Origin of the sequence: Streptomyces sp. NBC_01465 (genome assembly GCF_036227325.1) — a bacterium.
GTDB lineage: Bacteria > Actinomycetota > Actinomycetes > Streptomycetales > Streptomycetaceae > Streptomyces.
The window spans coordinates 5,255,262-5,276,640 of sequence record NZ_CP109467.1; the positions used below are offsets into that span (position 1 = coordinate 5,255,262).

Genomic DNA, 21,379 nt, shown 5'->3' on the forward strand with positions numbered 1-21,379 from the left:
GCTTGATTTTGCCCGGTGTGGGCTGGATTTGTGCAGGTGGGTGGGTGGGTGGGTGGGTGGGTAGGTGGTTAGGTCACCGGCGCTTTTGACCTCAGCACCGTCAGGAACTCCCTCATCCACCCCGGGTGGTCCGGCCACGCCCTCGCCGACACCAGCGTCCCGTCCACCACCGTCTCCGCGTCCTGGAACACCGCCCCCGCCGCCTCCATGTCCAGTTCCAGCGCCGGGTACGACGTCACCCTCCGCCCGCTCAGGCCGCCGATCGCCGCCGTCAGCAGTGGCCCGTGGCAGATCTGCGCCACCGGTTTGTCCGTGTCGAAGAAGGCCTTCAGGATCTTGCGGAGCTCCGGGTCGTTGCGCAGGTACTCCGGCGCCCGGCCGCCCGGGATCACCAGAGCGGCGTACTCACCCGGGTCGACCTCCGAGAACGCCAGGTCCGCCGGCCAGGTGTAGCCGGGCTTCTCCGTGTACGTGTCGAAGCCCGGCTCGAAGTCGTGCACCACGAACCGGAGCGTCTTGCGGGCGGGGGCCGCGATGTGGACCTCGTACCCCTCCTCGCGCAGACGCTGGTACGGGTAGAGGACCTCCAGCGACTCCGCCGCGTCGCCGGTGACTATCAGGATCTTCGCTGCCATGGCTGCTGCTCGCTCCCCTTCGGCCGTGCACGCACGCTCTGTGGTTCCCGCCAACGTGCATCCGGCCGGAGTCTTTGTCCAGAGGGGCAGAGTTCGGGCCCCAGTTTTGTACAGATATGGCTCATGACGACTCGCAGTCCGAGGGCGATAGCCTTGACCCGTGATCAGCGCGATATCCCGCGGGGGCATTGACGCCCCTGCCCTGCGCCCGGAGCACCACCGTGCCCGGGCGATCGCTGCATCCCATTTCACCGATGCCTCCGACCGGACGCCGAAAATGGCCAATAACGGTACGGGCATCTCTCATCGCGGCATAACGTCGACATCGACCGGAAACCCCGCGTCGTGGCGTCGTGTCGCACCCTTCCCCTACGTCACGCAACGGCGCGCGACAGGAGCCAGAGGACATGCAGACCAAGCTGGACGAAGCCAAGGCCGAACTGCTCGCACGGGCGGCCCTGGTAGCCGAGAACAGCCCCTCGGGCCTCCCCGGCGGTACTGATCAGGACACCGTGCTCGCGTATCTCCAGCGCTACTACCTGCACACCGCTCCCGAGGACCTCAGCGACCGCGACCCGGTCGACGTCTTCGGTGCAGCGCTCTCGCACTACCGGCTGGCCGAGAACCGGCCGCAGGGCACCGCCAACGTCCGCGTCCACACCCCGACGGTCGAGGAGAACGGCTGGACCTGCAGCCACTCCGTCGTCGAGGTCGTGACCGACGACATGCCGTTCCTGGTCGACTCCGTCACCAATGAGCTCTCCCGGCAGGGCCGCGGCATCCACGTCGTCATCCACCCGCAGGTCGTCGTCCGGCGCGACGTCACCGGCAAGCTCATCGAGGTCCTGGGGAAGGACGCCGCTCCGGACGGCCACGACGCCGTCGTCGAGTCCTGGATCCACGTCGAGATCGACCGCGAGACCGACCGCGCCGACCTGAAGCAGATCACCGCCGATCTGCTCCGGGTCCTCTCCGACGTACGGGAGACCGTCGAGGACTGGGACAAGATGCGCGATGCCGCCCTGCGCATCGCCGAGGAGCTCCCGTCCGAGCCGACCGCCGACGACCTGCGCACGCAGGAGGTCGAGGAGGCCCGTGAGCTGCTGCGCTGGCTGGCCGCCGATCACTTCACCTTCCTCGGCTACCGCGAGTACCAGCTCACCCAGGACGACGCCCTTTCCGCCGTCCCCGGCACCGGTCTCGGTATCCTGCGCTCCGACCCGCAGCACCACGAGGACGACGCGCATCCCGTTTCGCCGTCCTTCAGCCGGCTGCCCGCCGACGCCCGCGCCAAGGCGCGCGAGCACAAGCTGCTCGTGCTGACCAAGGCCAACAGCCGGGCGACCGTGCACCGGCCCAGCTACCTCGACTACGTCGGCGTGAAGAAGTTCGACGCCGAGGGCAATGTCGTCGGCGAGCGGCGCTTCCTGGGGCTCTTCTCCTCGGCCGCGTACACCGAGTCCGTGCGGCGTGTTCCTGTCGTACGGCGCAAGGTCGCCGAGGTGCTCGAAGGCGCCGGCGTCTCGCCGCACAGCCACGACGGGCGCGACCTGCTCCAGATCCTGGAGACCTACCCGCGCGACGAGATCTTCCAGACCCCCGTCGACCAGCTCCGGTCCGTCGTCACCTCGGTGATGTATCTGCAGGAGCGGCGCCGGCTGCGGCTCTACCTGCGCCAGGACGAGTACGGGCGCTACTACTCGGCCCTGATCTACCTGCCCCGCGACCGCTACACCACCGGTGTGCGCCTGCGCCTCATCGACATCCTCAAGGAAGAACTCGGCGGCACCTCCGTCGACTTCACCGCCTGGAACACCGAGTCGATCCTCTCCCGCCTCCACTTCGTCGTACGCGTGGAGCCCGGCACCGAGCTCACGAAGCTCACCGAGGCAGACACCGACCGCATCGAGGCCCGCCTCGTCGAGGCCGCCCGCTCCTGGGCCGACGGCTTCTCCGACGCGCTCAACGCCGAGTGCGGTGAGGAGCGCGCCGCCGCCCTGCTCCGCCGGTACGGACACGCCTTCCCCGAGGGCTACAAGGCCGACCACTCACCGCGCTCCGCCGTCGCCGACCTCGTCCACCTGGAGCAGCTCACCCAGGGCCGCAACGACTTCGCGCTCTCCCTGTACGAGCCCGTCGGCGCGGCCCCCGGCGAGCGCCGCTTCAAGATCTACCGGATCGGCGAGCAGGTCTCCCTCTCGGCCGTCCTGCCGGTACTGCAGCGCCTCGGCGTCGAGGTCACCGACGAGCGCCCGTACGAGCTGCGCTGCGCCGACCGCACCCACGCCTGGATCTACGACTTCGGCCTGCGGATGCCCAAGTCGGCGAACGGCAACGGTGATTACCTCGCCGACGACGCCCGCGAGCGCTTCCAGGAGGCCTTCGCCGCGACCTGGACGGGCGAGGCCGAGAACGACGGCTTCAACTCCCTCGTCCTGGGCGCCGGGCTCAACTGGCGTCAGGCGATGGTGCTGCGCGCGTACGCCAAGTACCTGCGCCAGGCCGGGTCGACTTTCAGCCAGGACTACATGGAGGACACCCTCCGTACGAACGTCCACACCACCCGCCTCCTCGTCTCGCTCTTCGAGGCGCGGATGTCGCCCGACCGCCAGCGGGCCGGGACCGAGCTGACCGACGGGCTCCTGGAGGAGCTCGACGGTGCCCTCGACCAGGTCGCCTCGCTCGACGAGGACCGGATCCTGCGGTCCTTCCTCACCGTCATCAAGGCCACGCTGCGGACGAACTTCTTCCAGGAGGCGGAGGGCGGCAAGAGCCACACCTACGTCTCGATGAAGTTCGACCCGCAGGCCATCCCCGATCTTCCTGCGCCCCGCCCGGCGTTCGAGATCTGGGTCTACTCGCCCCGCGTCGAGGGTGTGCACCTGCGCTTCGGCAAGGTCGCGCGCGGCGGGCTGCGCTGGTCCGACCGACGCGAGGACTTCCGTACGGAGATCCTCGGGCTGGTCAAGGCGCAGATGGTGAAGAACACCGTCATCGTGCCGGTCGGCGCCAAGGGCGGCTTCGTCGCCAAGCAGCTGCCCGATCCGTCCGTCGACCGTGACGCCTGGCTGGCCGAAGGCATCGCCAGCTACAAGACGTTCATCTCGGCGCTGCTCGACATCACCGACAACCTGGTGGCCGGAGAGGTCGTCCCGCCCGCCGACGTCGTACGCCACGACGAGGACGACACCTACCTCGTCGTCGCCGCCGACAAGGGCACCGCGACCTTCTCCGACATCGCCAACCAGGTCGCCGAGTCGTACAACTTCTGGCTCGGGGACGCCTTCGCCTCCGGCGGCTCCGCCGGGTACGACCACAAGGGCATGGGCATCACCGCCCGCGGCGCCTGGGAGTCCGTCAAGCGGCACTTCCGCGAGCTCGGCCACGACTCGCAGACCGAGGACTTCACCGCGGTCGGCGTCGGCGACATGTCCGGCGACGTCTTCGGCAACGGGATGCTGCTGAGCGAGCACATCCGACTGGTCGCCGCCTTCGACCACCGCCACATCTTCATCGACCCGAACCCGGACGCGGCCACCTCGTACGCCGAGCGCCGCCGCCTCTTCGACCTGCCGCGCTCCTCGTGGGCCGACTACAGCAAGGAACTGCTGTCGTCCGGCGGCGGCATCCACCCCCGTACCGCCAAGTCGATCCCGCTCAACGCGCACATCCGCGAGGCGCTGGGCATCGAGTCGGGCGTCGCCAAGATGACCCCGGCCGATCTGATGCAGGCGATCCTCAAGGCGCCGGTCGATCTGCTGTGGAACGGCGGCATCGGTACGTACGTGAAGTCGAGCGCCGAGTCGAACGCGGACGTCGGCGACAAGGCCAACGACGCGATCCGCGTCAGCGGCGAGGAGCTGCGCGCCAAGATCGTCGGCGAGGGCGGCAACCTGGGCCTGACCCAGCTCGGCCGGATCGAGTTCGCCCGCGCGGGCGGCAAGGTCAACACCGACGCCATCGACAACAGCGCGGGCGTCGACACCTCCGACCACGAGGTGAACATCAAGATCCTGCTCAACGGCCTTGTCGCGGAAGGCGACCTGACCGTCAAGCAGCGCAACATCCTCCTCGCCGAGATGACCGACGAGGTCGGCCACCTGGTGCTGCGCAACAACTACGCGCAGAACACCGCCCTGGCCAACGCCGTCGCCCAGTCGCCGTCGCTGCTCCACGCCCACCAGCGCTTCATGCGGCGCCTGGGCCGGGACAAGCACCTCGACCGCTCGCTGGAGTTCCTGCCCAGCGACCGGCAGATCCGTGAACTCCTCAGCAGCGGACGCGGGTTGTCGCAGCCGGAGCTCGCGGTGCTCCTCGCGTACACGAAGATCACGGTCGCCGACGAGCTGATCACCACCGGGCTCCCCGACGACCCGTACCTGCAGAAGCTGGTGCACGCCTACTTCCCCGCCCAGCTGCGCGAGCGCTACCCCGAGGCGATCGAGGGGCACGCACTGCGCCGCGAGATCATCACGACGGTGCTGGTCAACGACGCGGTGAACACCGGTGGTTCGACCTTCCTGCACCGTCTGCGGGAGGAGACCGGGGCGTCGATCGAGGAGATCGTACGGGCGCAGGCGGCGGCCCGTGAGATCTTCGGTCTCTCCGCCGTCTGGGACGAGGTGGAGGCGCTCGACAACGAGGTCGCCGCCGACGTCCAGACCCGGATCCGCCTCCACTCGCGCCGTCTCGTCGAGCGCGGCACACGCTGGCTGCTCGGCAACCGCCCGCAGCCGCTCGACCTCTCCGAGACCATCGCGTTCTTCAAGGACGGTGTGGCGCAGGTCTGGGCCGAGCTGCCGAAGATGCTCCGCGGCGCCGACCTGGAGTGGTACCAGGGCATCCTCGACGAGCTCTGCGCGGCGGGTGTTCCGGAGTCGCTGGCGCTGCGGGTGGCCGGGTTCTCCTCGGCCTTCCCGACGCTCGACATCGTCGCGATCGCCGACCGCATCGACAAGGACCCGATGGCCGTCGCCGAGGTCTACTACGACCTCGCCGACCGTCTCGCGATCACCAAGCTGATGGACCGGATCATCGAGCTCCCGCGGGCCGACCGCTGGCAGTCGATGGCCCGCGCCTCCATCCGCGAGGACCTGTACGCGGCGCACGCCGGCCTCACGCAGGACGTCCTCTCGGTGGGCAACGGGACCTCGAGCCCCGAGCAGCGCTTCAAGGCGTGGGAGGAGAAGAACGCCTCGATCCTGGGCCGTTCGCGCTCCACCCTGGAGGAGATCCAGTCCTCGGACTCCTTCGACCTGGCGAACCTGTCGGTCGCCATGCGCACGATGCGCACGCTGCTGCGGACGCACGTGTAGCGACAGCGGTTACGTACGCGAGAGGGGGCGCCCACCGGCCTGGTGGGCGCCCCCTCTCGCGTGTGCCGCGCCGGCCTGGGGGTGTCCGGCGGATCAGGTCGCTCTTGCTGGGCGTTGATCCTTTCACTGCGGGTGGAGCGGTGGTCTGGTGCACTGCGCTTCGCTCCGTCTCGGCTCTTTGATTCATCCTTCGGATGCCGAGCGCAGCTGCAAGGCGGAGGAGGGAAGCAACGCGGAGCGTTGTTGACCGACGACAACGCCGCAGATGTGCGTGCCGGACCGGCGCGACCGCGGCATGATCCGCCGGACACCCCCTAGCTGCGGTTGTGGTTCTCGTACGCGGCCAGGACCTCGTCGGCCGGGCCGTCCATCAGCAGGGTGCCGCTCTCCAGCCAGATGACCCGCTCGCAGGTCTCGCGGATCGAGGCGTTGCTGTGGCTGACGACGAAGACCGTGCCGGCCTCCTTGCGCAGCTCGGCGATGCGTTCCTGGCTGCGGCGCTGGAAGCGGGCGTCGCCGGTGGCCAGTGCCTCGTCGATCATCAGGACGTCGTGGTTCTTGGCGGCCGCGATGGAGAAGCGGAGCCGTGCGCCCATGCCGGAGGAGTACGTGCGCATGGGCAGCGAGATGAAGTCGCCCTTCTCGTTGATCCCGGAGAAGTCGACGATGTTCTGGTAGCGGTCGCGGACCTCCTCGCGGGACATGCCCATCGCGAGACCGCCGAGGATGACATTGCGCTCGCCGGTCAGATCGCTCATCAGGGCGGCGTTGACGCCCAGGAGCGAGGGCTGGCCGTTGGTGAAGATTTTGCCCTTCTCGGTCGGGAGCAGACCGGCGATGGCCTTCAGGAGGGTTGATTTCCCCGACCCGTTGGAGCCGATCAGTCCGATCGCCTCGCCCTTGTGCGCGACGAAGCTGACGCCCTTGACGGCGTGCACCTCGCGTACGCCCGGACGCTCCTTGCGGGAGACGATCCGGCTGAGGGCCGAGGTGGCGCTGCCCCTTCCGGAGCCCGCGCCCTGGATCTTGTAGACGATGTGGACGTCGTCGCAGACGACCGTCGGCTCCGTCGCGACCGCCTCCGGGCGGGTCTCTGTACTGGTCTCAGCCACGGCCGTACCGCTCCTCTGCCTTCCAGAAGTAGATGAACCCGCCGAGCGCCGCGAGCAGCGCCCAGCCGGCCGCGATCGCCCAGACGTGCGGCGGGAGGTCCTTCGCCGTGACGCTGTCGATCAGCGCGAAGCGCATCAGGTCGATGTACACGGCGGCCGGGTTGCACTGCAGGGCGAGCGTGACGAGGTGCGGGAGGTGGTCGCCCTTGGTGACCTTGTCGATGGACCACATGACGCCGGAGATGTACATCCAGGTACGCAGGACGAAGGGCATCAGCTGCGCGATGTCGGGCGTCTTGCTCGCGACCCGGGCCATGACCAGCGAAAGCCCGGTGTTGAAGAGCGCCTGCAGGAGCAGCGCGGGCAGTGCGATGAGCCAGGACATCTTCGGGTACTCGCCGACGAAGGCCAGGATCACGACCAGCGCGCCCATGGAGAACAGCAGTTGCTGGAGCTGCTGGATGGCGTACGCGATCGGGAGCGAGGCGCGCGGGAAGTGCAGCGCCCGCACCAGGCCCATGTTGCTGCTGAGGGAGCGCGTGCCCGCCATGATCGACTGGCTGGTGAAGGTCCAGACGAAGACGCCGCAGACCAGCCAGGGCAGGAAGTCGGGGATCCCGCGCTTGGTGTTCATCAGGATGCCGAAGATGAAGTAGTAGACGGCCGCGTTGAGCAGCGGCGTCATGACCTGCCAGATCTGGCCCATCTTCGCCTGGCTGTACTGCGCGGTCAGCTTGGCGGTGGCGAAGGTGGTGATGAAGTGGCGCCGGCTCCAGATCTGCTTCACGTACGAGATGAGGGAGGGCCGGGCCCCGCTGACGGTCAGACCGTGCGCGATCGCATAGGCGGTCAGGTCCTGCGGCGGCTGCGCGTCCATGGCCGGCTGAGGGGCCGGCGGTGTCATCACGCTCACGGGCGGTCACTTTCGACGGGGGGCAGGGGTGGGGTGCCGTGGAGGCAGCGACGATGGGACGGACCCGTTTCGTCGTCACGGTGACAGTAAGACCGTCCCACGTCGAAACGCAACCGTCCCGACGTAAGGTAAAATCTTGGCCATGACGACGACCGACCCCAAAGCCGCACGTCGAGCGCCTGCCGGCGCCGCCGTGCTCCGCGAGGACGTGACGGACGCCATTCGGGCCGCTGTCTTCGAGGAGCTGGCGACCGTCGGGTTCTCGAAGATGTCGATCGAGGGCATCGCCCGCAGGGCCGGGGTCGGGAAGACGGCCGTCTACCGCCGCTGGAAGTCCAAGCTGCACCTGGTGCTCGACCTGGTCTCGGCCTTCGCCGTGCAGGGGCTGCCGGCGCCCGCGACCGGTTCGCTCCACGGCGACGTACGGGCCCTCCTGGAGGTCGCCTCGCACGCCCTGCGCCACCCGGTCGCCTCCCAGGTCATCCCCGACCTGCTCGTCGAGGCGGCCCGCAACCCCGAGATCGCCAACACGATCAAGGAAGCGCTGCTCGACAGTCAGCAGGGGCTGGCCGCGGCCGTCGTCCGTGACGCGGTGGCGCGCGGCGACCTGCCGGAGTCGACCGACCCGGAGCGCGCCCTGGAGCTGATCATCGGGCCGCTGTACTGGCGGGCCATCGTCGTACGCGACGCCCTGCCCAAGGGGTATCTGGACGGCCTGGCCAAGGCCGCGGTCGCAGCGCTCAAAGCCTGAACTCCGGTACGCGGGCCAGGACTTCACCCGTCACCGGGCTGAAGGTCACGGCCACGGCCTCCGGCGGGAGGGTCTGCTTCGAGGTCAGCAGCAGCCAGTGCACGCGGTACCGGCGCGCGATGCCGGCCCGCTCCGTCGCCGTGGAGAGCGGCGAGAGGTAGCGGCGCACGTCCTGCTTCCGCCGCCACCGGTCCCTCTCCGCGAGCGCGGGATCCGGCCAGGTCGGGGCGACGAGATACGCGCCGTACCCGGGCAGCGAGTGGCTGATGTAGTAGTCGTCCGCGAGCACGGTCTCGCCCGGCTCGACGTACGGAGTGACCCAGGCGTACGTCCGCCAGTCCGGCGGCTGGTCGAAGCCGACCGGATCCATCGACCGCGGCACCACCGCGCCCGCCTGCACGGTGAAGAAGCCGAGTGCCGCCGCCCCCGCCGCGACCGGTGCCAGGAGCCGCCGCCCGAGTCCGTACGGGCCGGGCCGTGCCAGCTCGACGGCGAGCGCGAACTGCGGGCCCACCAGGGTCAGCCCGAGCAGCCGCCCGTACGTGTAGTGCCCGCTGATCCAGCCGTACGCGACGAGCACGCAGTCAGCGGCGAACATCAGGACGAGGGGATCCCGCCGCGAGCGCCGCCACCGCACCCACAGCGCCGGGACCCCGATCAGCCCCAGCCAGAACTGGCCCCCGATGTGCGTGTAGAGCCGTCGGTGCACATGGTCCAGGACGGCGGCGCTCTCGCTCGACCCGAGCGAGAAGGCGTCGAAGTACGGCCAGGAGGCGGCCACCGCCACCGCGGCCACGACCGTCAGCGACCAGCGGCGGGCGGTGCCGCCGTCCCACTCGCGCTGCCAGCCGACGACGAAGGCCGCGACCCCGACGAGGGTGCCGACCGAGGTGATCGGGTGGATCAGCATCAACAGGCCGACGAGGATGCCGATCGCCGCGTGCTCCACGTAACTCGTGCGCTCACGTTCGTGCTCCCGGGCCGTCCTGCCCGTCAGCGCCCAGATGTGGAAGGCCAGTCCGGCCGCGAAGGCGCTCGGGTAGGCGAGCGTCGTCGTCATCGAGAGCAGCCCGAGGTAGCCGCTCCAGCTGGCCCGCTCGGTGCCCCACAGCAGCACCATCGCGGCGAGCGCGAACACCGGAGCCCAGCGGCGGTCGGTCAGCACCTTGGTGAAACGGCCGATCCCGGTGAGCAGGACGATGAGGTTCACCGGGGCGGCGAGCTTCACGACGAGACGGCCCGGCACCCCCATGGCGTGCGCGAACAGCCCCTGGAAGAGGGCGTAGGGCGAGTAGTACGGGCTGCCCTCGCCGGGCACGGCGGCCAGCGGGTGCGTCGGGTGGCGCCAGTCGGCGCTGAGCCGCTCCACGACGGCGGCGTGCGTACCGAAGTCGCCGACCATCGGGACCCGCCAGGTGGCCGCCGTCATCAGGGCCCAGAAGAGACCGCCGATGACGAAGTACGGGCTGGGGCGCCAGGGGGTGGGAGCTGGGGGTGAGTGCACTCCTCATCGGTTCCGTGGCGGCCCGCGCCCGTCCCACGCGTCACCCAATGGGCTCCGGGCCGATCGGCGAGCAGCGGCAGCCCGACGGCGGGCAGCAGCCAGACCATGACGATCAGGCGCGCGCCCCAGACGGTGTGGTCGGGATGGGCCGCCTGGTTGACCAGCCCGCTGCAGGCGGCGGCCGCGAGCACGGCCGCGAAGGCGGGGCTGCGCCGGTACACCGCCCAGCCGGCCGCGCCGAGCAGCAGCGGCAGGAGCGGCTCCTGGCACTGCTGCCGCACCCATCCGGACCAGAACCGCACCTCCATGTGCATCAACTTCGGCCAGGGATCGGCCAGATCGGGGCGCAGGAAGTGGGGGGTGAGGAGGTCCTGGACGCTGTCGTACGCGGTGGGGTAGTGCAGCGCCTGCGCGGCGAGGAGCGTGGAGCCCGCCGCGCCGAGCGCCAGCAGGAGCAGCCCCGTCACCTCGGGGCCCGCCCTGCGCCCCGCGCAGCGACGTACGACCGCGACCGCGGCGAGTGCCGCCGCCAGGGCGCCGCCGAGGAAGAGCGTCTGGGTGTGCTTGACGGCGAACAGGGCGGCGAAGCCGGCCGCGGTGACGGCGAACCCCCGGCGGTCTTTTCGGAGTACGAGCAGACAGCCCCAGACCACGGCGAGGGTCAGCGCCATCAGCGTCCCCTCGGTCATGGGGCGCATCGCGGTGGAGCCGGAGGGCAGCGCGAAGTACAGCGCCTGCCCGGCGACCGCGATCGCGGCGGAGGCGCCGAGCGTACGCAGCACGCGTACGACCAGCAGACTCCCGGCGACCGTCACGAACAGCCCCGCCAGCCAGACGCCCCAGGTCACGCCGGCGGCCGCGACGAAGGGGGCGAGCAGCGCCGGGTAGCCGGGCCGCACCGCGAAGATCCCCAGGAAGCGCGGCCCCGAGAACGGCGTGAGCAGCGAGGCCCCGCCCGGACCGCCGTGCCGGGCGACGCCGCGCTCCATCGTGCGCGTGCAGGCGCGGCGCGCGGCGGGGTCGCGGCTGAGGCACATGTAGGAGATGGTCCGGTCGGCGGCGGCCCGCGGGCTGTCGCCCTGCAGCCTGAGGGCGTACGAGAGGTAGTTCTTGGTGTCGGGACTGGCACGCCCCGACACCCCGGTGAGCTGCAGACACCCGAAGACCACCGCCAGCAGCAGCGACCAGGCGGCGGTCCGGGAGCGGAGTCTCACGGCTGGACGGAGGTGGGGGAGCCCGGTGCTCCGGGGCCGGGGCCGGGTTCGGACGCGGCCCGCGATGCGGACCCCGCGCCGGCCGTCGGGGTCGGGACAGCTGCCTGCGGTGCGGGTGTCACCGTGCTCGGTTCTGTGCCTCCGTCTCGGGGGGCCGGGGTCTGCTGCTCGACGGGCCCGTGCCCGCTAGGCGTTGTCCCGCCCGGGGGTGTGCCGGCGGTGTTGGCCGCGTCGATCACGAGGCGGTCGCCGTGGCGGCGGTCAGCCGTCAACTCCCATGTCTCGTCCGTGTGTTCGGCCGGCAGCGCGGCCCCGACCGGCGTCAGGGCCCGTACCGGCATCCCGTCCAGGTACGCGTGCCAGCGGCCCGGTGCCGTCGGTGCGGGGGCCTTCGCCGTGAAGCGGCCTCCGTCTCGCGTGACCGCCGCGTGCGTCACCTCGCCGCCGTCCTCCGCGCGCAGTTCCAGGTCGCCCTCGCCGTCGCCGCCGTACGTCCCCGACAGGCGCAGCTCCCCGCGCTCCCACCGCAGTACGTCGACGATCGCCTGCCGCGTCACCTCCAGACGGAGGTCCCCTGCCGCGTCCGCGGTCGCGCACACGTCGTCGTATCGGCCCGGGGCCAGGCCGAGTGCGGCCGCCACGGGCTGTTCCGTGCCGTCCGGCAGGACCAGGCGGACCCGCCAGTGCGTCGTGTGCGGGGGCTCGACCTCCTTCGGGAGGCGGGGAGTGTGGGTGGGGGGTGCCGTGAGGTGCCGTAGCGGGATGCGGGTCGAGAAGGTGTCCGCCGCGCCGTCCACGTGGTAGCTGAACTCCCTTTCACCGGAGGGGTGTTGGATGCGCAGCGCCGTAGGGCGGGCGCCGCTGAAGAGCTGGCCCGTCAGCTCCAGGCGGTCGCCGTCCAGGCGGTGTCCGTCCACGCGTGCCGCGCACTGCCGTACGGTCACCGACGCCCGCCCCTCCCGGAAGTCCAGCAACCCCCGCCAGCCGTGGCCGAGTTCCTTCACCAGCGGCTGCGCCGCGGACGCCTCCAGGGGGCGTACGGCGGCCCGGCGCACCACCTCGCGGCGGCCGGCCACCACCCCGAGCAGCCACTCGCCGACCGGGAGGGCGAGGGGGTCCACCGTCATCTCGAAGGAGCCGGGGGCGCCGCCCTTGCGCAGCCGCAGCCGCCGCATCTTCCGGCCGCCCGCCTCGCGCGCCATGCCCAGCTTCGGGGTGCGTCCGGCGGGGAGGTTGCGGATCGCTGCCGTTCCGCGCAGACGCAGCCTGCCGTCGGGCTGCCACTCCGCCCCCAACAGCCGTACTGCCACGGGGAGTTCGCCGGACCGCAGCCGCTCCGTCGCCGCGACCCCGGGGAAGGCCGCCCGCCTGAGCCACGGCAGGCCGCGCACCTCGAACGTCCCCTTGCCGTGCTCCTGCTCGAAGACGAGGACGTCCAGGAGCTCCTGCAGCCGCCCCTCCCGCACCAGCCGCCACTTGATCCGCAGATCCGCCGAGAGGTCGTCGACGATCGTCGGGTCGGCCGCCCCCATGAAGTCCGCGGCCCCCGCCATGAACGCCTCGCGGTACTCCGGGCCGCCCATCGGCAGCCCCTCCAGGAAGTAGACGAAGTCGTCGCGCAGGCATGACACGTCGTAGACCCGCTTCTCGGCCGCCGACGCCCGCTCCCCGCCCAGGAAGCGGCTGACCTCGGCGCAGACGTCGATCCGGTCGCGTACGCCCTTCACGTCCGTACGGCGCTGCGTGATCGACCCCTCCCGCACGCGCCAGTAGTAGACGTGCCCGGCGAGCACGTCGACCGTCTCCGCCCGGTAGTGCGCCGGGATCATCACCGGGGTGTCCTCGTACAACTTCCCTTCCGGGAAGGCGAATTGGTGCCGGTCCCAGAAGTCCCGCCGGAAGACCTTGTTCCAGGCGACCCGGTCGGCGAGGAGCTGCGGATCGCGCGTGATGTGGGTGCGCTCGCGCGAGGCGCCGAGCCACTTGTACTGCCAGGCCTGGTGGCGGCCGCGCCCGTCGAGGCGCCACACATTGCCGGTCGCGAAGTCGGACCCCGTGGTCTCCAGGGACGCCAGCATCCGCTCGTACGCGTCGTGCACGACGATGTCGTCACTGTCGACGAACGTCAGATACGGGACCGAACCCGACGTGTGCCGCACCCCCGCGTTGCGCGCCGCGCTCAGCCCGGCGTTCTCCTGCTTCACGTACCGGAACCGCGGATCGGCGGCCGCGAACTTCTCCGCGATCACCCCGCTCAGATCGGTGGACCCGTCGTCGACGAGCACCACCTCCAGATCCCGGACGGTCTGCTCGGCAATCGACCGCAGGCACTCCTCCAGGTACTCCTCGACGTTGAAAATGGGCACGACGACGCTCAGACGTGGCTTCACACAGACGTCAACACGGTGACGCGGGAGGGGTTACCAGCGCTAGCCCGAACGAGTGGCGACACGGCCCCGGAGTGCGACGATGCGACTACTCTCAGCGCCCATGCCCCGCTTCAGCGTCGTCATGCCCGTCCACCGCGTACAGGGATACCTCCGGGCCGCCGTCGAGTCCGTACTCGCCCAGTCCTACGGGGACTTCGAGCTGATCGTGGTCGACGACCACTCCCCGGACGGCTGTGCGGCCATCGCCGAGGAGTACGCGGACCGGGACCCCCGCGTCACCCTCCTCCCGCTCGCCTCGCACCAGGGCGTGGGCGCGGCCCGCAACGCAGGGACCGGTCTGGCCCGCGGCGACTACCTGCTCTTCCTCGACGGCGACGACCTGCTGCTGCCCGGCTCGCTGGAGGCGCTCGCCGGACGCCTCCGCGAGGGCCCCGACGTGCTCCTCTTCGGGCACGAGTGCATCGACTGGTGGGAGACGGTGACCCCGGGCGGCGACGACCTCAGCGACCCCCTCGCGGCCGTGCCCGTCCCCTGGAACCGCGTGTTCAGCCGCGCCTTCTTCACCACCCACCGACTCGACTTCCGGTACGGCCCCTACGGCCACCTCCTCCCGGTCCACCGCGCCACCCGCCTCCTCGAAGGGCCGCCCGCCGTCCTCGACCGGGTCTGCGTACGGCACCGGATCCGGCGCGGCGGCTCCACCTCCACCACCCCGGGCCGCCACCACTTCACGCTCTTCGACGCCTACACCGCCGTGCTCGCCGACTCGGGCCCGCACCCCTGCCTCTTCCGCCCCATGACCGACCACACCCTCGCCGTCCTGGACGACCCGGGCCGCATCGCCCCCGAGGACCGCAAGGACTTCTTCTCCCTGGCGTCGGCGCACTACCGCGCCCATGTCCCCGAGGGGTACGAACCGCCGCCGCACCACCGCCCCCTGGCCTCGGGCTCGTACGCCGCCCACCAGGCGCTCGGCGCCGCGGCCGACCGCAGGGCCAGGACCCGCTCGGCCCTCACCTCGTACAAGAAGCGCCTGCGCACCCGCGCCATGCGCACCGCCTACCGCGCCGACCTCCGCACCAGCGGCCTCGACCCCAACCTCGCGGTCTACGGCGCCTACTGGAACCGCGGAGTCTCCTGCAACCCGGCCGCGATCGCCGCCGCCGCCCGCGAACTCGCCCCGAACATCCGCCCCGTGTGGGCGGTCAGCAGCCGCCACGTCGACCGGCTGCCGCCCGGGACGCCGTACGTCATCGAGGGATCCCGCGCCTACTGGCGGGCGATGGCGAGGGCGACGTACCTGGTCAACAACTCCAGCTTCCCCGGCGGCTTCACGAAGCGCCCGGGCCAGCTCTACCTCCAGACCCACCACGGCACCCCGCTCAAGACCATGGGCCTGGACCAGCGCCGCTACCCCGCCTGCGCGGGCGGTACGGACTTCGAGAAGATCCTCGCCCACACCGACCAGTGGGACTTCAGCCTCTCCTCCAACCCGCACTCCACCGAGGTCTGGGACCGGGTCTACCCCTCGACCGCGTACCAGCACCTGGACCTCGGCTACCCGCGCAACGACGTCTACTTCACGACAACTCCCGCCGAGATCACGGCACTCCGCACCGGCCTGGGCATCGAGGCCGGCCAGACGGCGCTCCTCTACGCGCCCACGCACCGCGACTACGAGAAGGGCTTCGTGCCCCATCTCGACCTGGAGCGGCTGTCACGCGAACTCTCCGACGAGTACGTCCTGCTGGTCCGCGCGCACTACTTCTACGGCCGCACCTCCGCCGGGCGCGGCGCCCGCGTCATCGACGTGACGTCCCACCCGTCGACCGAGGAACTCGCCCTGGCCTCCGACGTGTTGATCACGGACTACTCGTCCCTGATGTTCGACTACGCCTGCCTGGACCGCCCCATCGTCGCCTACGCCCCCGACTGGCCGGCCTACCGCGCCTCCCGCGGCACCTACTTCGACCTGCTCTCCGGCGAGGCGGGCGAGACCCCGGGCGCGGTCGCCACCACCGAGGACGAACTCCTCGACCTCCTGGCGTCCGGCGCCTGGGACACCCGCGCCACCAGCGCGCTCCGTCAGGCGTTCAGGGCACGGTTCTGCCCGTACGACGACGGGGGAGCGGCGGAGCGGGTGGTGCGGCGCCTCTTCCTCACTTCGTGAGGGCGCGGCGCACCCGGCCCAGCGGGCGGCGCACCGACCTGGGTATGTGCGCCTTCCAGTCGTGGCGCGGCAGCGCGTCCATCCGGTGGTAGAACTCGCCCATGTCCAGGGCGAGATGACCGCCTCCGGTCCAGTACGGGATGGCCGCGGTGCCACCCACGCGCACCGCACCGGCCGCCGTGCGCGCACTGCGCGGGGTGCCGCTGATCCGGGCGCTGCGGCCGATTCCGAGGAGCTGGAAGGAGGCCTGGACGTCGTACACCCCGCGCTCCAGCGGGCTGCCGCCCGCGGCGGTCAGCGGGTCGATCTCCAGATGGCCGGTGACCACGGCCTGCTTGCGGCCGGGTCCCGCGTCCTGCAGCTCCACGCGCAGCCCCTTCGGGTCGGGGAACCAGCCCATGTGCCGCGTCCGGTCCTTGAGCAGCAGCCGCCCCTCCGCCGCACGCAGCGGATCGCCGACCTCCCACTCGTCGACGCCCGTCACGCCCTCCAGCAGCGCGGGGTCGAACAGGAGCCGCCCGTCGCGCTCCACGAGGGTCACCGGGCTGCCGTCCGCGTGGTTCAGGGTGAGCCGCAGCGGGGCGCTCAGCACTCCGTCGCGCCAGCGGAGCCGGCCCACCTCGGCGTGCGAGCGGATCTGCCGGGTCCGCTCCGCGAGCGCCTTCAGATCGCCCAGGCGATTCGCTTCGAGGAGGTGGGCGCGCAGCTGGGCCAGGGGGTTGAGTCCTTCGCGTACACCGTCGGTGAACTCCTCGGTCACGAGCCGGCGGACCGCCTCGTACCGCTCCTCCACCCACGATGCCTTGCTCAGCACCCGCGGTTCGCTCGCCTGCCGGAGGATCTCGACCCGGTAGGTGCGCCGCAGCAGGTGGTCGCGCTGCTCGCCGGGCTCGGTGCCGGCCTTCACCGCGTGGATGACCTTGCGCAGGTCCTCGTAATAGCTGAGATCGATCTCCGCGCTGCTGTTGTTGCCCTTGTCCTCGCGGCGCATCCAGTAGTAGCAGGGATAGTCGGCGAGTACGGAGACCCGCTCGGCGGCGACGTAGGCGCGGGCCATGAAGAGCTGGTCCTCGAGCCGTACCCGCCCTTCGGGGAACTCGATGCCGTTCTCCAGCAGGAAGTCCCGCCGGAACATTTTGTGCGGGGTCAGGGATTCCATCAGTGGATGGTCCTGCGCAGTGCAGACTTCGACATTGTCTGCGAAGACGCTGCTCGGCCCCTGCATGGTTCCCGCGACCTTGCCGAGCACGACGTCGGCCTCGTTGCGCTCCCCCATCGCGCACAGCCGCTCCAGCGCTTCGAGCCCCAACGCGTCGTCCTGGTCAACGAATTGGATGTACCGGCCGCGGCTGAGACGCACCCCCACGTTGCGCGGCTTGCCCGGCCACCCCGAGTTCTCCTGGTGGTGCACGCGGACATGCGGATGGGCGGCGGCGAGCTTCTCGAGCCGCTCGGCGGAGTCGTCCGTCGACCCGTCGTTAACATAGATGACTTCGTAGTGGTCCGCGCCGATGCTCTGCCGCAGCAGGGACTCGGACGAAGTGTCGATGTACTCGCCCGCGTTGTATACGGGAACGACGATGCTCGCCCGCAAGGTTGTGCTGGATTCCGAACTTTCGCGATCCATTTTCGCGGTGCCCCCACCCTTGAATTACCAGTCATTGCAATGCCTGAGGTATGTGGGGGAATACCTCAGGTGTTGTCCCGGGAAAGATACGGCAAAGGCTGCCCGAACGCATCATCGGCAGTTCAGGAGCCCGTTGGGCCGAAGGAGTGACTCCTGGTGCACCTGCGGGTGGCGTGGCGGTGAAGCGGACAACTGCGTGAGGTAACGGGCAGTTGGACCCAGTTGACCAGCCACCCGCCGGAAAGGTTGTGCCTGAACCATGCCGCCACGTCTCAGCGTCGTCGTCCCCATCTACAACGTCGAGGACTACCTCGGGGAGTGTCTCCGCTCGCTGGCCGAACAGACCTTCCCCGACCTCGAAGTTGTCATGGTCGACGACGGTTCGCCCGACGGCAGCGCGGACATCGCCCGCCGGTTCGCCGCGCAGGACGCCCGGTTCCGGCTGGTGGTCCAGGAGAACGCCGGCTTGGGGGCGGCCCGCAACACCGGGGTTGCGCACGCCGATCCCGAGGCCGAGTTCCTGGCCTTCGTCGACAGCGACGACGTGATCCCGCCCGATGCGTACGCGCTGCTCGTCGCCGCCCTCGACGGTTCGGGTTCCGACTTCGCGTCGGGGAACGTGATGCGGCTGCGGACGAGCGGCAAGCTCCAGCAGTCGCCCAACTTCCGCAGGCCGATGGCCTCCACCCGGATGCGGACCCACATCACCAGGGACTGGGACCTGGCCGCCGACCGGATCGCCTGCAACAAGGTGTTCCGCAGGGCCTTCTGGGAGAAGCACTCCTTCGCCTTCCCGGTGGGCAGCCTGTACGAGGACATCCCGGTCGTCCTGCCCGCACAGTTCCTCGCCGAGTCGGTCGACGTCGTGAAGAACACCGTCTACCACTGGCGCGACCGCGACGGATCCATCACCACCCGGCGTGCGGTCGTCAGGGGCATCGAGGACCGGGTGGCCCATGTGACGCACGTCAGCACCTTCCTGAAGGAGCGCGGCGACACCGGGCACAAGGCGCACTACGAAGCGCACGTCCTGGCCAACGACCTCTGGTACTTCATGGAGGTGCTGCCGGACGGAAGCAGTGACTACCAGCAGGCGTTCCTCACCTGTGCCAATGCCTTCGCCGACCAGACGGAACCCGGGGTCCTGGAAGGTCTCCCCGTACGACTGAGGCTGATGTGGCACCTGGCGCGCGAGCGCCGTCTGGAGGAGCTCCTCGGGCTCCTCGCCTTCGACAAGGCCAACCCGGGTGCCTTCGCCGTACGCGGCATCCGCCGGCGGCGCGCCCAGTACCCGCCCCTGCAACGCCCCGTCCCTGCCTCCGTCCTGCGCGTCGCCGACACCGATCTGCCGCTCACCGCACGGCTGTTGGAGGCGTACTGGCGCGACGGCAAGCTCCAGCTGCGCGGCTTCGCCTACGTCCGCAACCTCCCCGCGGCATCGCGCCGGAGCGAGGTGAAGGCCGCCTGGCTGAGGGCGGGCGGGCGCAAGGTGCTGCCCCTGCGGGTGCGGACCGTTGCGGACGCCGAGGCCACCGCGCGCTCACGGCAGCGGCTGCACCGCTACGACTGGGCGGGGTTCGAGACCGCCGTCGACCCCGGCCGGCTGTCGTCCGAGGGCGACGGAACGGCCTGGCGCCTGGAGATCGGCGTCGCCGGCCACGGCATGCTGCGCCGCGCAGCCCTCGGCCCGGCCGACGCCCCGACCCCGCCCGCCGTGCACCGGCCCGACGCGACGTCGCGCATCGTCCCCGCCTTCGAGGACGGAAAGCTGGTGCTGTACGCCGAGCCGGTACGGTCCAGGATCGACACCCACCGGCTCTCCGGCGACACGGTCCTGCTGGAGGGGACCCTGGTCGGGGAAGGCCCGGGCCAGGGCCCGTTCACCCTGCGCCTCAAGCACCGCCACTCCGCCGCGGTCGTCGACTGCCCGGTCACGGTCCGCAAGAGCGCCTTCACTGCGGAGGTCGCGCTCGCCGCCGTGGCGGACGTGCACAAGACGGAGGCCAGGCCCGTCGATCCGTACAGCGTCCACCTCGTCGACCGCACCGGACGCCGGACCCCGGTCGACGCCCCCGGGACCTTCCAGCCCGGCCGCTACCCCCTCGGCGACGGAGGGCGCGAGCTGTGCGTCACGGCGAGCGCCCGCGGCAATCTGCAGATCGGCGACCAGACGGTGCAGCCCCTGGTCGACCGGGCGGGCTGGAGCGGCGAGGGCGAGCTGGTCATGGAGGGCTCGTACCCCCAAGGTGCCTCGTACAACGTGGAGTTGGTGGCCCAGCACAGCGTCCACCGCGAGGAGATCGTCTTTCCCGCCCAGTACGAGAACGGGCGCTTCCGTGCCGCACTGCACCCCCACGCCGTGACCGGCCCCGGCGGCGACCTGCCGCTGGCGGAGGGCAACTGGTACTTCTTCCTGCGCGCACCCGGGAGCGAACAGGACTCGCCCGGCGTCCCGATGCGCCTGCTCCCCGCCCTGCACGCCGCCGTCCCCGCCCAACGCAGGCTGAACGAACGCGACTTCACCCTGGAGCGGCGCTACCACGACCAGCTGCTGCTGACCTCGGGATCCGTCCTCGCCGCCGAGGAGCGCGGCACTCACGGACAGCAGCGCCTGCAGGAGACCTACCGCGCCGCCCGCACCGAACCGCTGAAGCCCGCCGTCCTCTACAGCAGCTTCGACGGCCGCCAGCACTCGGACTCACCCCGCGCCATCCACGAGGAACTCCTCTCCCGTGGCGGGGAGTTGGAGCACCTGTGTGTCGTACGCGACCAGCAGGCCCAGCTGCCCACCGGAGCCCGCGCCGTGGCCCATGGCTCCACCGCCTGGCACGAGGCGCTCGCCCGCTCCCGGTACGTCGTGACCAACACCCAGCTGCCGGAGTGGTTCGAGCGCCGCGAGGGCCAGTACGTCGTACAGACCTGGCACGGCACCCCGCTCAAGCGCATCGGGATCGACCTCAGCGGCACGGTCCAGGCCAACGAGCCGTACATCGCGTCGCTCCCGCAGCGGGCCCGCCAGTGGAACCTGTTGGTCTCGCCCAACCGCTTCAGCACCCCCGTCCTGCGGCGGTCCTTCGGGTACGAGGGCGAGGTCCTGGAGAGCGGCTACCCGCGCAACGCCCTGCTCCACGCACCGGACCGCGAGAAGATCGCCGCGAGCGTACGGGAGCGGCTGGGCATCCCCGAGGGCAAGCGTGTCGTGCTGTACGCCCCGACCTGGCGCGAGGACCGCCCGGCGGGAGGCGGCCGTTACGCACTCGACCTGCGACTGGACCTCACCGCCGCCGAGGAGGCGCTGGGCGGTTCCACCGTCATGCTGGTGCGCCGCCACTACCTGGTCACCGACCGGCTGCCGGGCACCGGCGACGGCTTCGTCCGGGACGTGTCGCGCTACCCGGACGTCGCGGAACTCATGCTCATCAGCGATGTGCTCGTCACCGACTACTCCTCGCTGATGTTCGACTTCGCCCACACCCGCCGCCCGATGCTGTTCCACACGTACGACCTGGAGCACTACCGGGACACCCTGCGCGGCTTCTGCTTCGACTTCGAGTCCCAGGCGCCGGGCCCGCTGATCCCCGGCTCCACCGACCTCATCGAGGCGCTGCGCGCCCCCGCCACGGCGACGGAGTCCTACGCGGAGGCCTACGAGGCGTTCCGCGAGGTCTTCTGCGACCTCGACGACGGGACGGCCGCGGCCGCGGTGGTGGACCGGATGCTGGCGGCCGACGGCGCATGAGCCGGTGAG

11 protein-coding genes are annotated in these 21,379 nt (G+C 70.7%); 4 read left to right on the forward strand and 7 right to left on the reverse strand.

The genetic code is table 11. From position 1 onward, the window contains the following. Window positions 1-68: 68 nt before the first annotated feature. Window positions 69-635: a DJ-1/PfpI family protein gene (locus tag OG707_RS24870; RefSeq protein WP_329121913.1), complete on the reverse strand. Its 567-nt coding sequence runs from the start codon at window positions 633-635 to the stop codon at window positions 69-71. Window positions 636-1,042: 407 nt separating this feature from the next. On the opposite strand from OG707_RS24870, the gene OG707_RS24875 reads away from it, so the two are divergent. Beyond that, the gene (locus tag OG707_RS24875; protein WP_329121915.1) at window positions 1,043-5,950 is read left to right on the forward strand and encodes an NAD-glutamate dehydrogenase; all 4,908 of its coding nucleotides are present in this window, start codon (window positions 1,043-1,045) and stop codon (window positions 5,948-5,950) included. Between the two features lie 314 nt (window positions 5,951-6,264). Here OG707_RS24875 and OG707_RS24880 read toward each other — a convergent pair whose 3' ends face one another. Together OG707_RS24880 and OG707_RS24885 are read right to left on the reverse strand one after the other, a co-directional pair. Continuing rightward, window positions 6,265-7,062: an ABC transporter ATP-binding protein gene (locus OG707_RS24880; protein ID WP_329121917.1), complete on the reverse strand. Its 798-nt coding sequence runs from the start codon at window positions 7,060-7,062 to the stop codon at window positions 6,265-6,267. After that, complete coding sequence (locus OG707_RS24885) at window positions 7,055-7,966, reverse strand: ABC transporter permease (RefSeq protein WP_443071497.1); 912 nt, start codon at window positions 7,964-7,966, stop codon at window positions 7,055-7,057. Before OG707_RS24885 ends, OG707_RS24880 begins: the two co-directional genes overlap by 8 nt. Window positions 7,967-8,117: 151 nt before the next feature. Here OG707_RS24885 and OG707_RS24890 point away from each other — a divergent pair, with 151 nt between their 5' ends. Beyond that, the gene (locus OG707_RS24890; RefSeq protein WP_329121919.1) at window positions 8,118-8,726 is read left to right on the forward strand and encodes a TetR/AcrR family transcriptional regulator; all 609 of its coding nucleotides are present in this window, start codon (window positions 8,118-8,120) and stop codon (window positions 8,724-8,726) included. Here the strand turns inward: OG707_RS24890 and OG707_RS24895 are convergent. Genes OG707_RS24895 through OG707_RS24905 form a run of 3 tightly spaced genes read right to left on the reverse strand, consistent with a single transcriptional unit; the run spans window position 8,716 to window position 13,834 of the window. Further along, window positions 8,716-10,230 (reverse strand): hypothetical protein, encoded by a 1,515-nt coding sequence (locus OG707_RS24895; RefSeq protein WP_329121921.1) that lies wholly within the window; start codon window positions 10,228-10,230, stop codon window positions 8,716-8,718. The genes OG707_RS24890 and OG707_RS24895 overlap by 11 nt on opposite strands. After that, complete coding sequence (locus OG707_RS24900) at window positions 10,155-11,444, reverse strand: hypothetical protein (protein WP_329121923.1); 1,290 nt, start codon at window positions 11,442-11,444, stop codon at window positions 10,155-10,157. Before OG707_RS24900 ends, OG707_RS24895 begins: the two co-directional genes overlap by 76 nt. After that, window positions 11,441-13,834, reverse strand: a complete 2,394-nt coding sequence (locus tag OG707_RS24905) for a glycosyltransferase (protein ID WP_329121924.1) — start codon at window positions 13,832-13,834, stop codon at window positions 11,441-11,443. Before OG707_RS24905 ends, OG707_RS24900 begins: the two co-directional genes overlap by 4 nt. Window positions 13,835-13,934: 100 nt before the next feature. On the opposite strand from OG707_RS24905, the gene OG707_RS24910 reads away from it, so the two are divergent. Beyond that, complete coding sequence (locus OG707_RS24910) at window positions 13,935-16,004, forward strand: bifunctional glycosyltransferase/CDP-glycerol:glycerophosphate glycerophosphotransferase (RefSeq protein ID WP_329121926.1); 2,070 nt, start codon at window positions 13,935-13,937, stop codon at window positions 16,002-16,004. Here the strand turns inward: OG707_RS24910 and OG707_RS24915 are convergent. Further along, window positions 15,994-17,598, reverse strand: a complete 1,605-nt coding sequence (locus OG707_RS24915; RefSeq protein WP_329121927.1) for a glycosyltransferase family 2 protein — start codon at window positions 17,596-17,598, stop codon at window positions 15,994-15,996. The genes OG707_RS24910 and OG707_RS24915 overlap by 11 nt on opposite strands. A gap of 292 nt (window positions 17,599-17,890) precedes the next feature. Here OG707_RS24915 and OG707_RS24920 point away from each other — a divergent pair, with 292 nt between their 5' ends. Then, a complete protein-coding gene (locus tag OG707_RS24920; RefSeq protein WP_329121930.1) occupies window positions 17,891-21,370 on the forward strand; it encodes a bifunctional glycosyltransferase/CDP-glycerol:glycerophosphate glycerophosphotransferase in 3,480 nt (1,159 codons plus the stop codon). The last annotated feature ends 9 nt before the right edge of the window (window positions 21,371-21,379 follow it).

What these genes read in the sequence shown, in the direction of transcription:
- OG707_RS24870 (WP_329121913.1), bottom strand. Translation starts at nt 635, where the DNA reads ATGGCAGCGAAGATCCTGATAGTCACCGGCGACGCGGCGGAGTCGCTG.
- OG707_RS24875 (WP_329121915.1), top strand. Translation starts at nt 1,043, where the DNA reads ATGCAGACCAAGCTGGACGAAGCCAAGGCCGAACTGCTCGCACGGGCG.
- OG707_RS24885 (WP_443071497.1), bottom strand. Translation starts at nt 7,966, where the DNA reads ATGACACCGCCGGCCCCTCAGCCGGCCATGGACGCGCAGCCGCCGCAG.
- OG707_RS24890 (WP_329121919.1), top strand. Translation starts at nt 8,118, where the DNA reads ATGACGACGACCGACCCCAAAGCCGCACGTCGAGCGCCTGCCGGCGCC.
- OG707_RS24910 (WP_329121926.1), top strand. Translation starts at nt 13,935, where the DNA reads ATGCCCCGCTTCAGCGTCGTCATGCCCGTCCACCGCGTACAGGGATAC.
- OG707_RS24920 (WP_329121930.1), top strand. Translation starts at nt 17,891, where the DNA reads ATGCCGCCACGTCTCAGCGTCGTCGTCCCCATCTACAACGTCGAGGAC.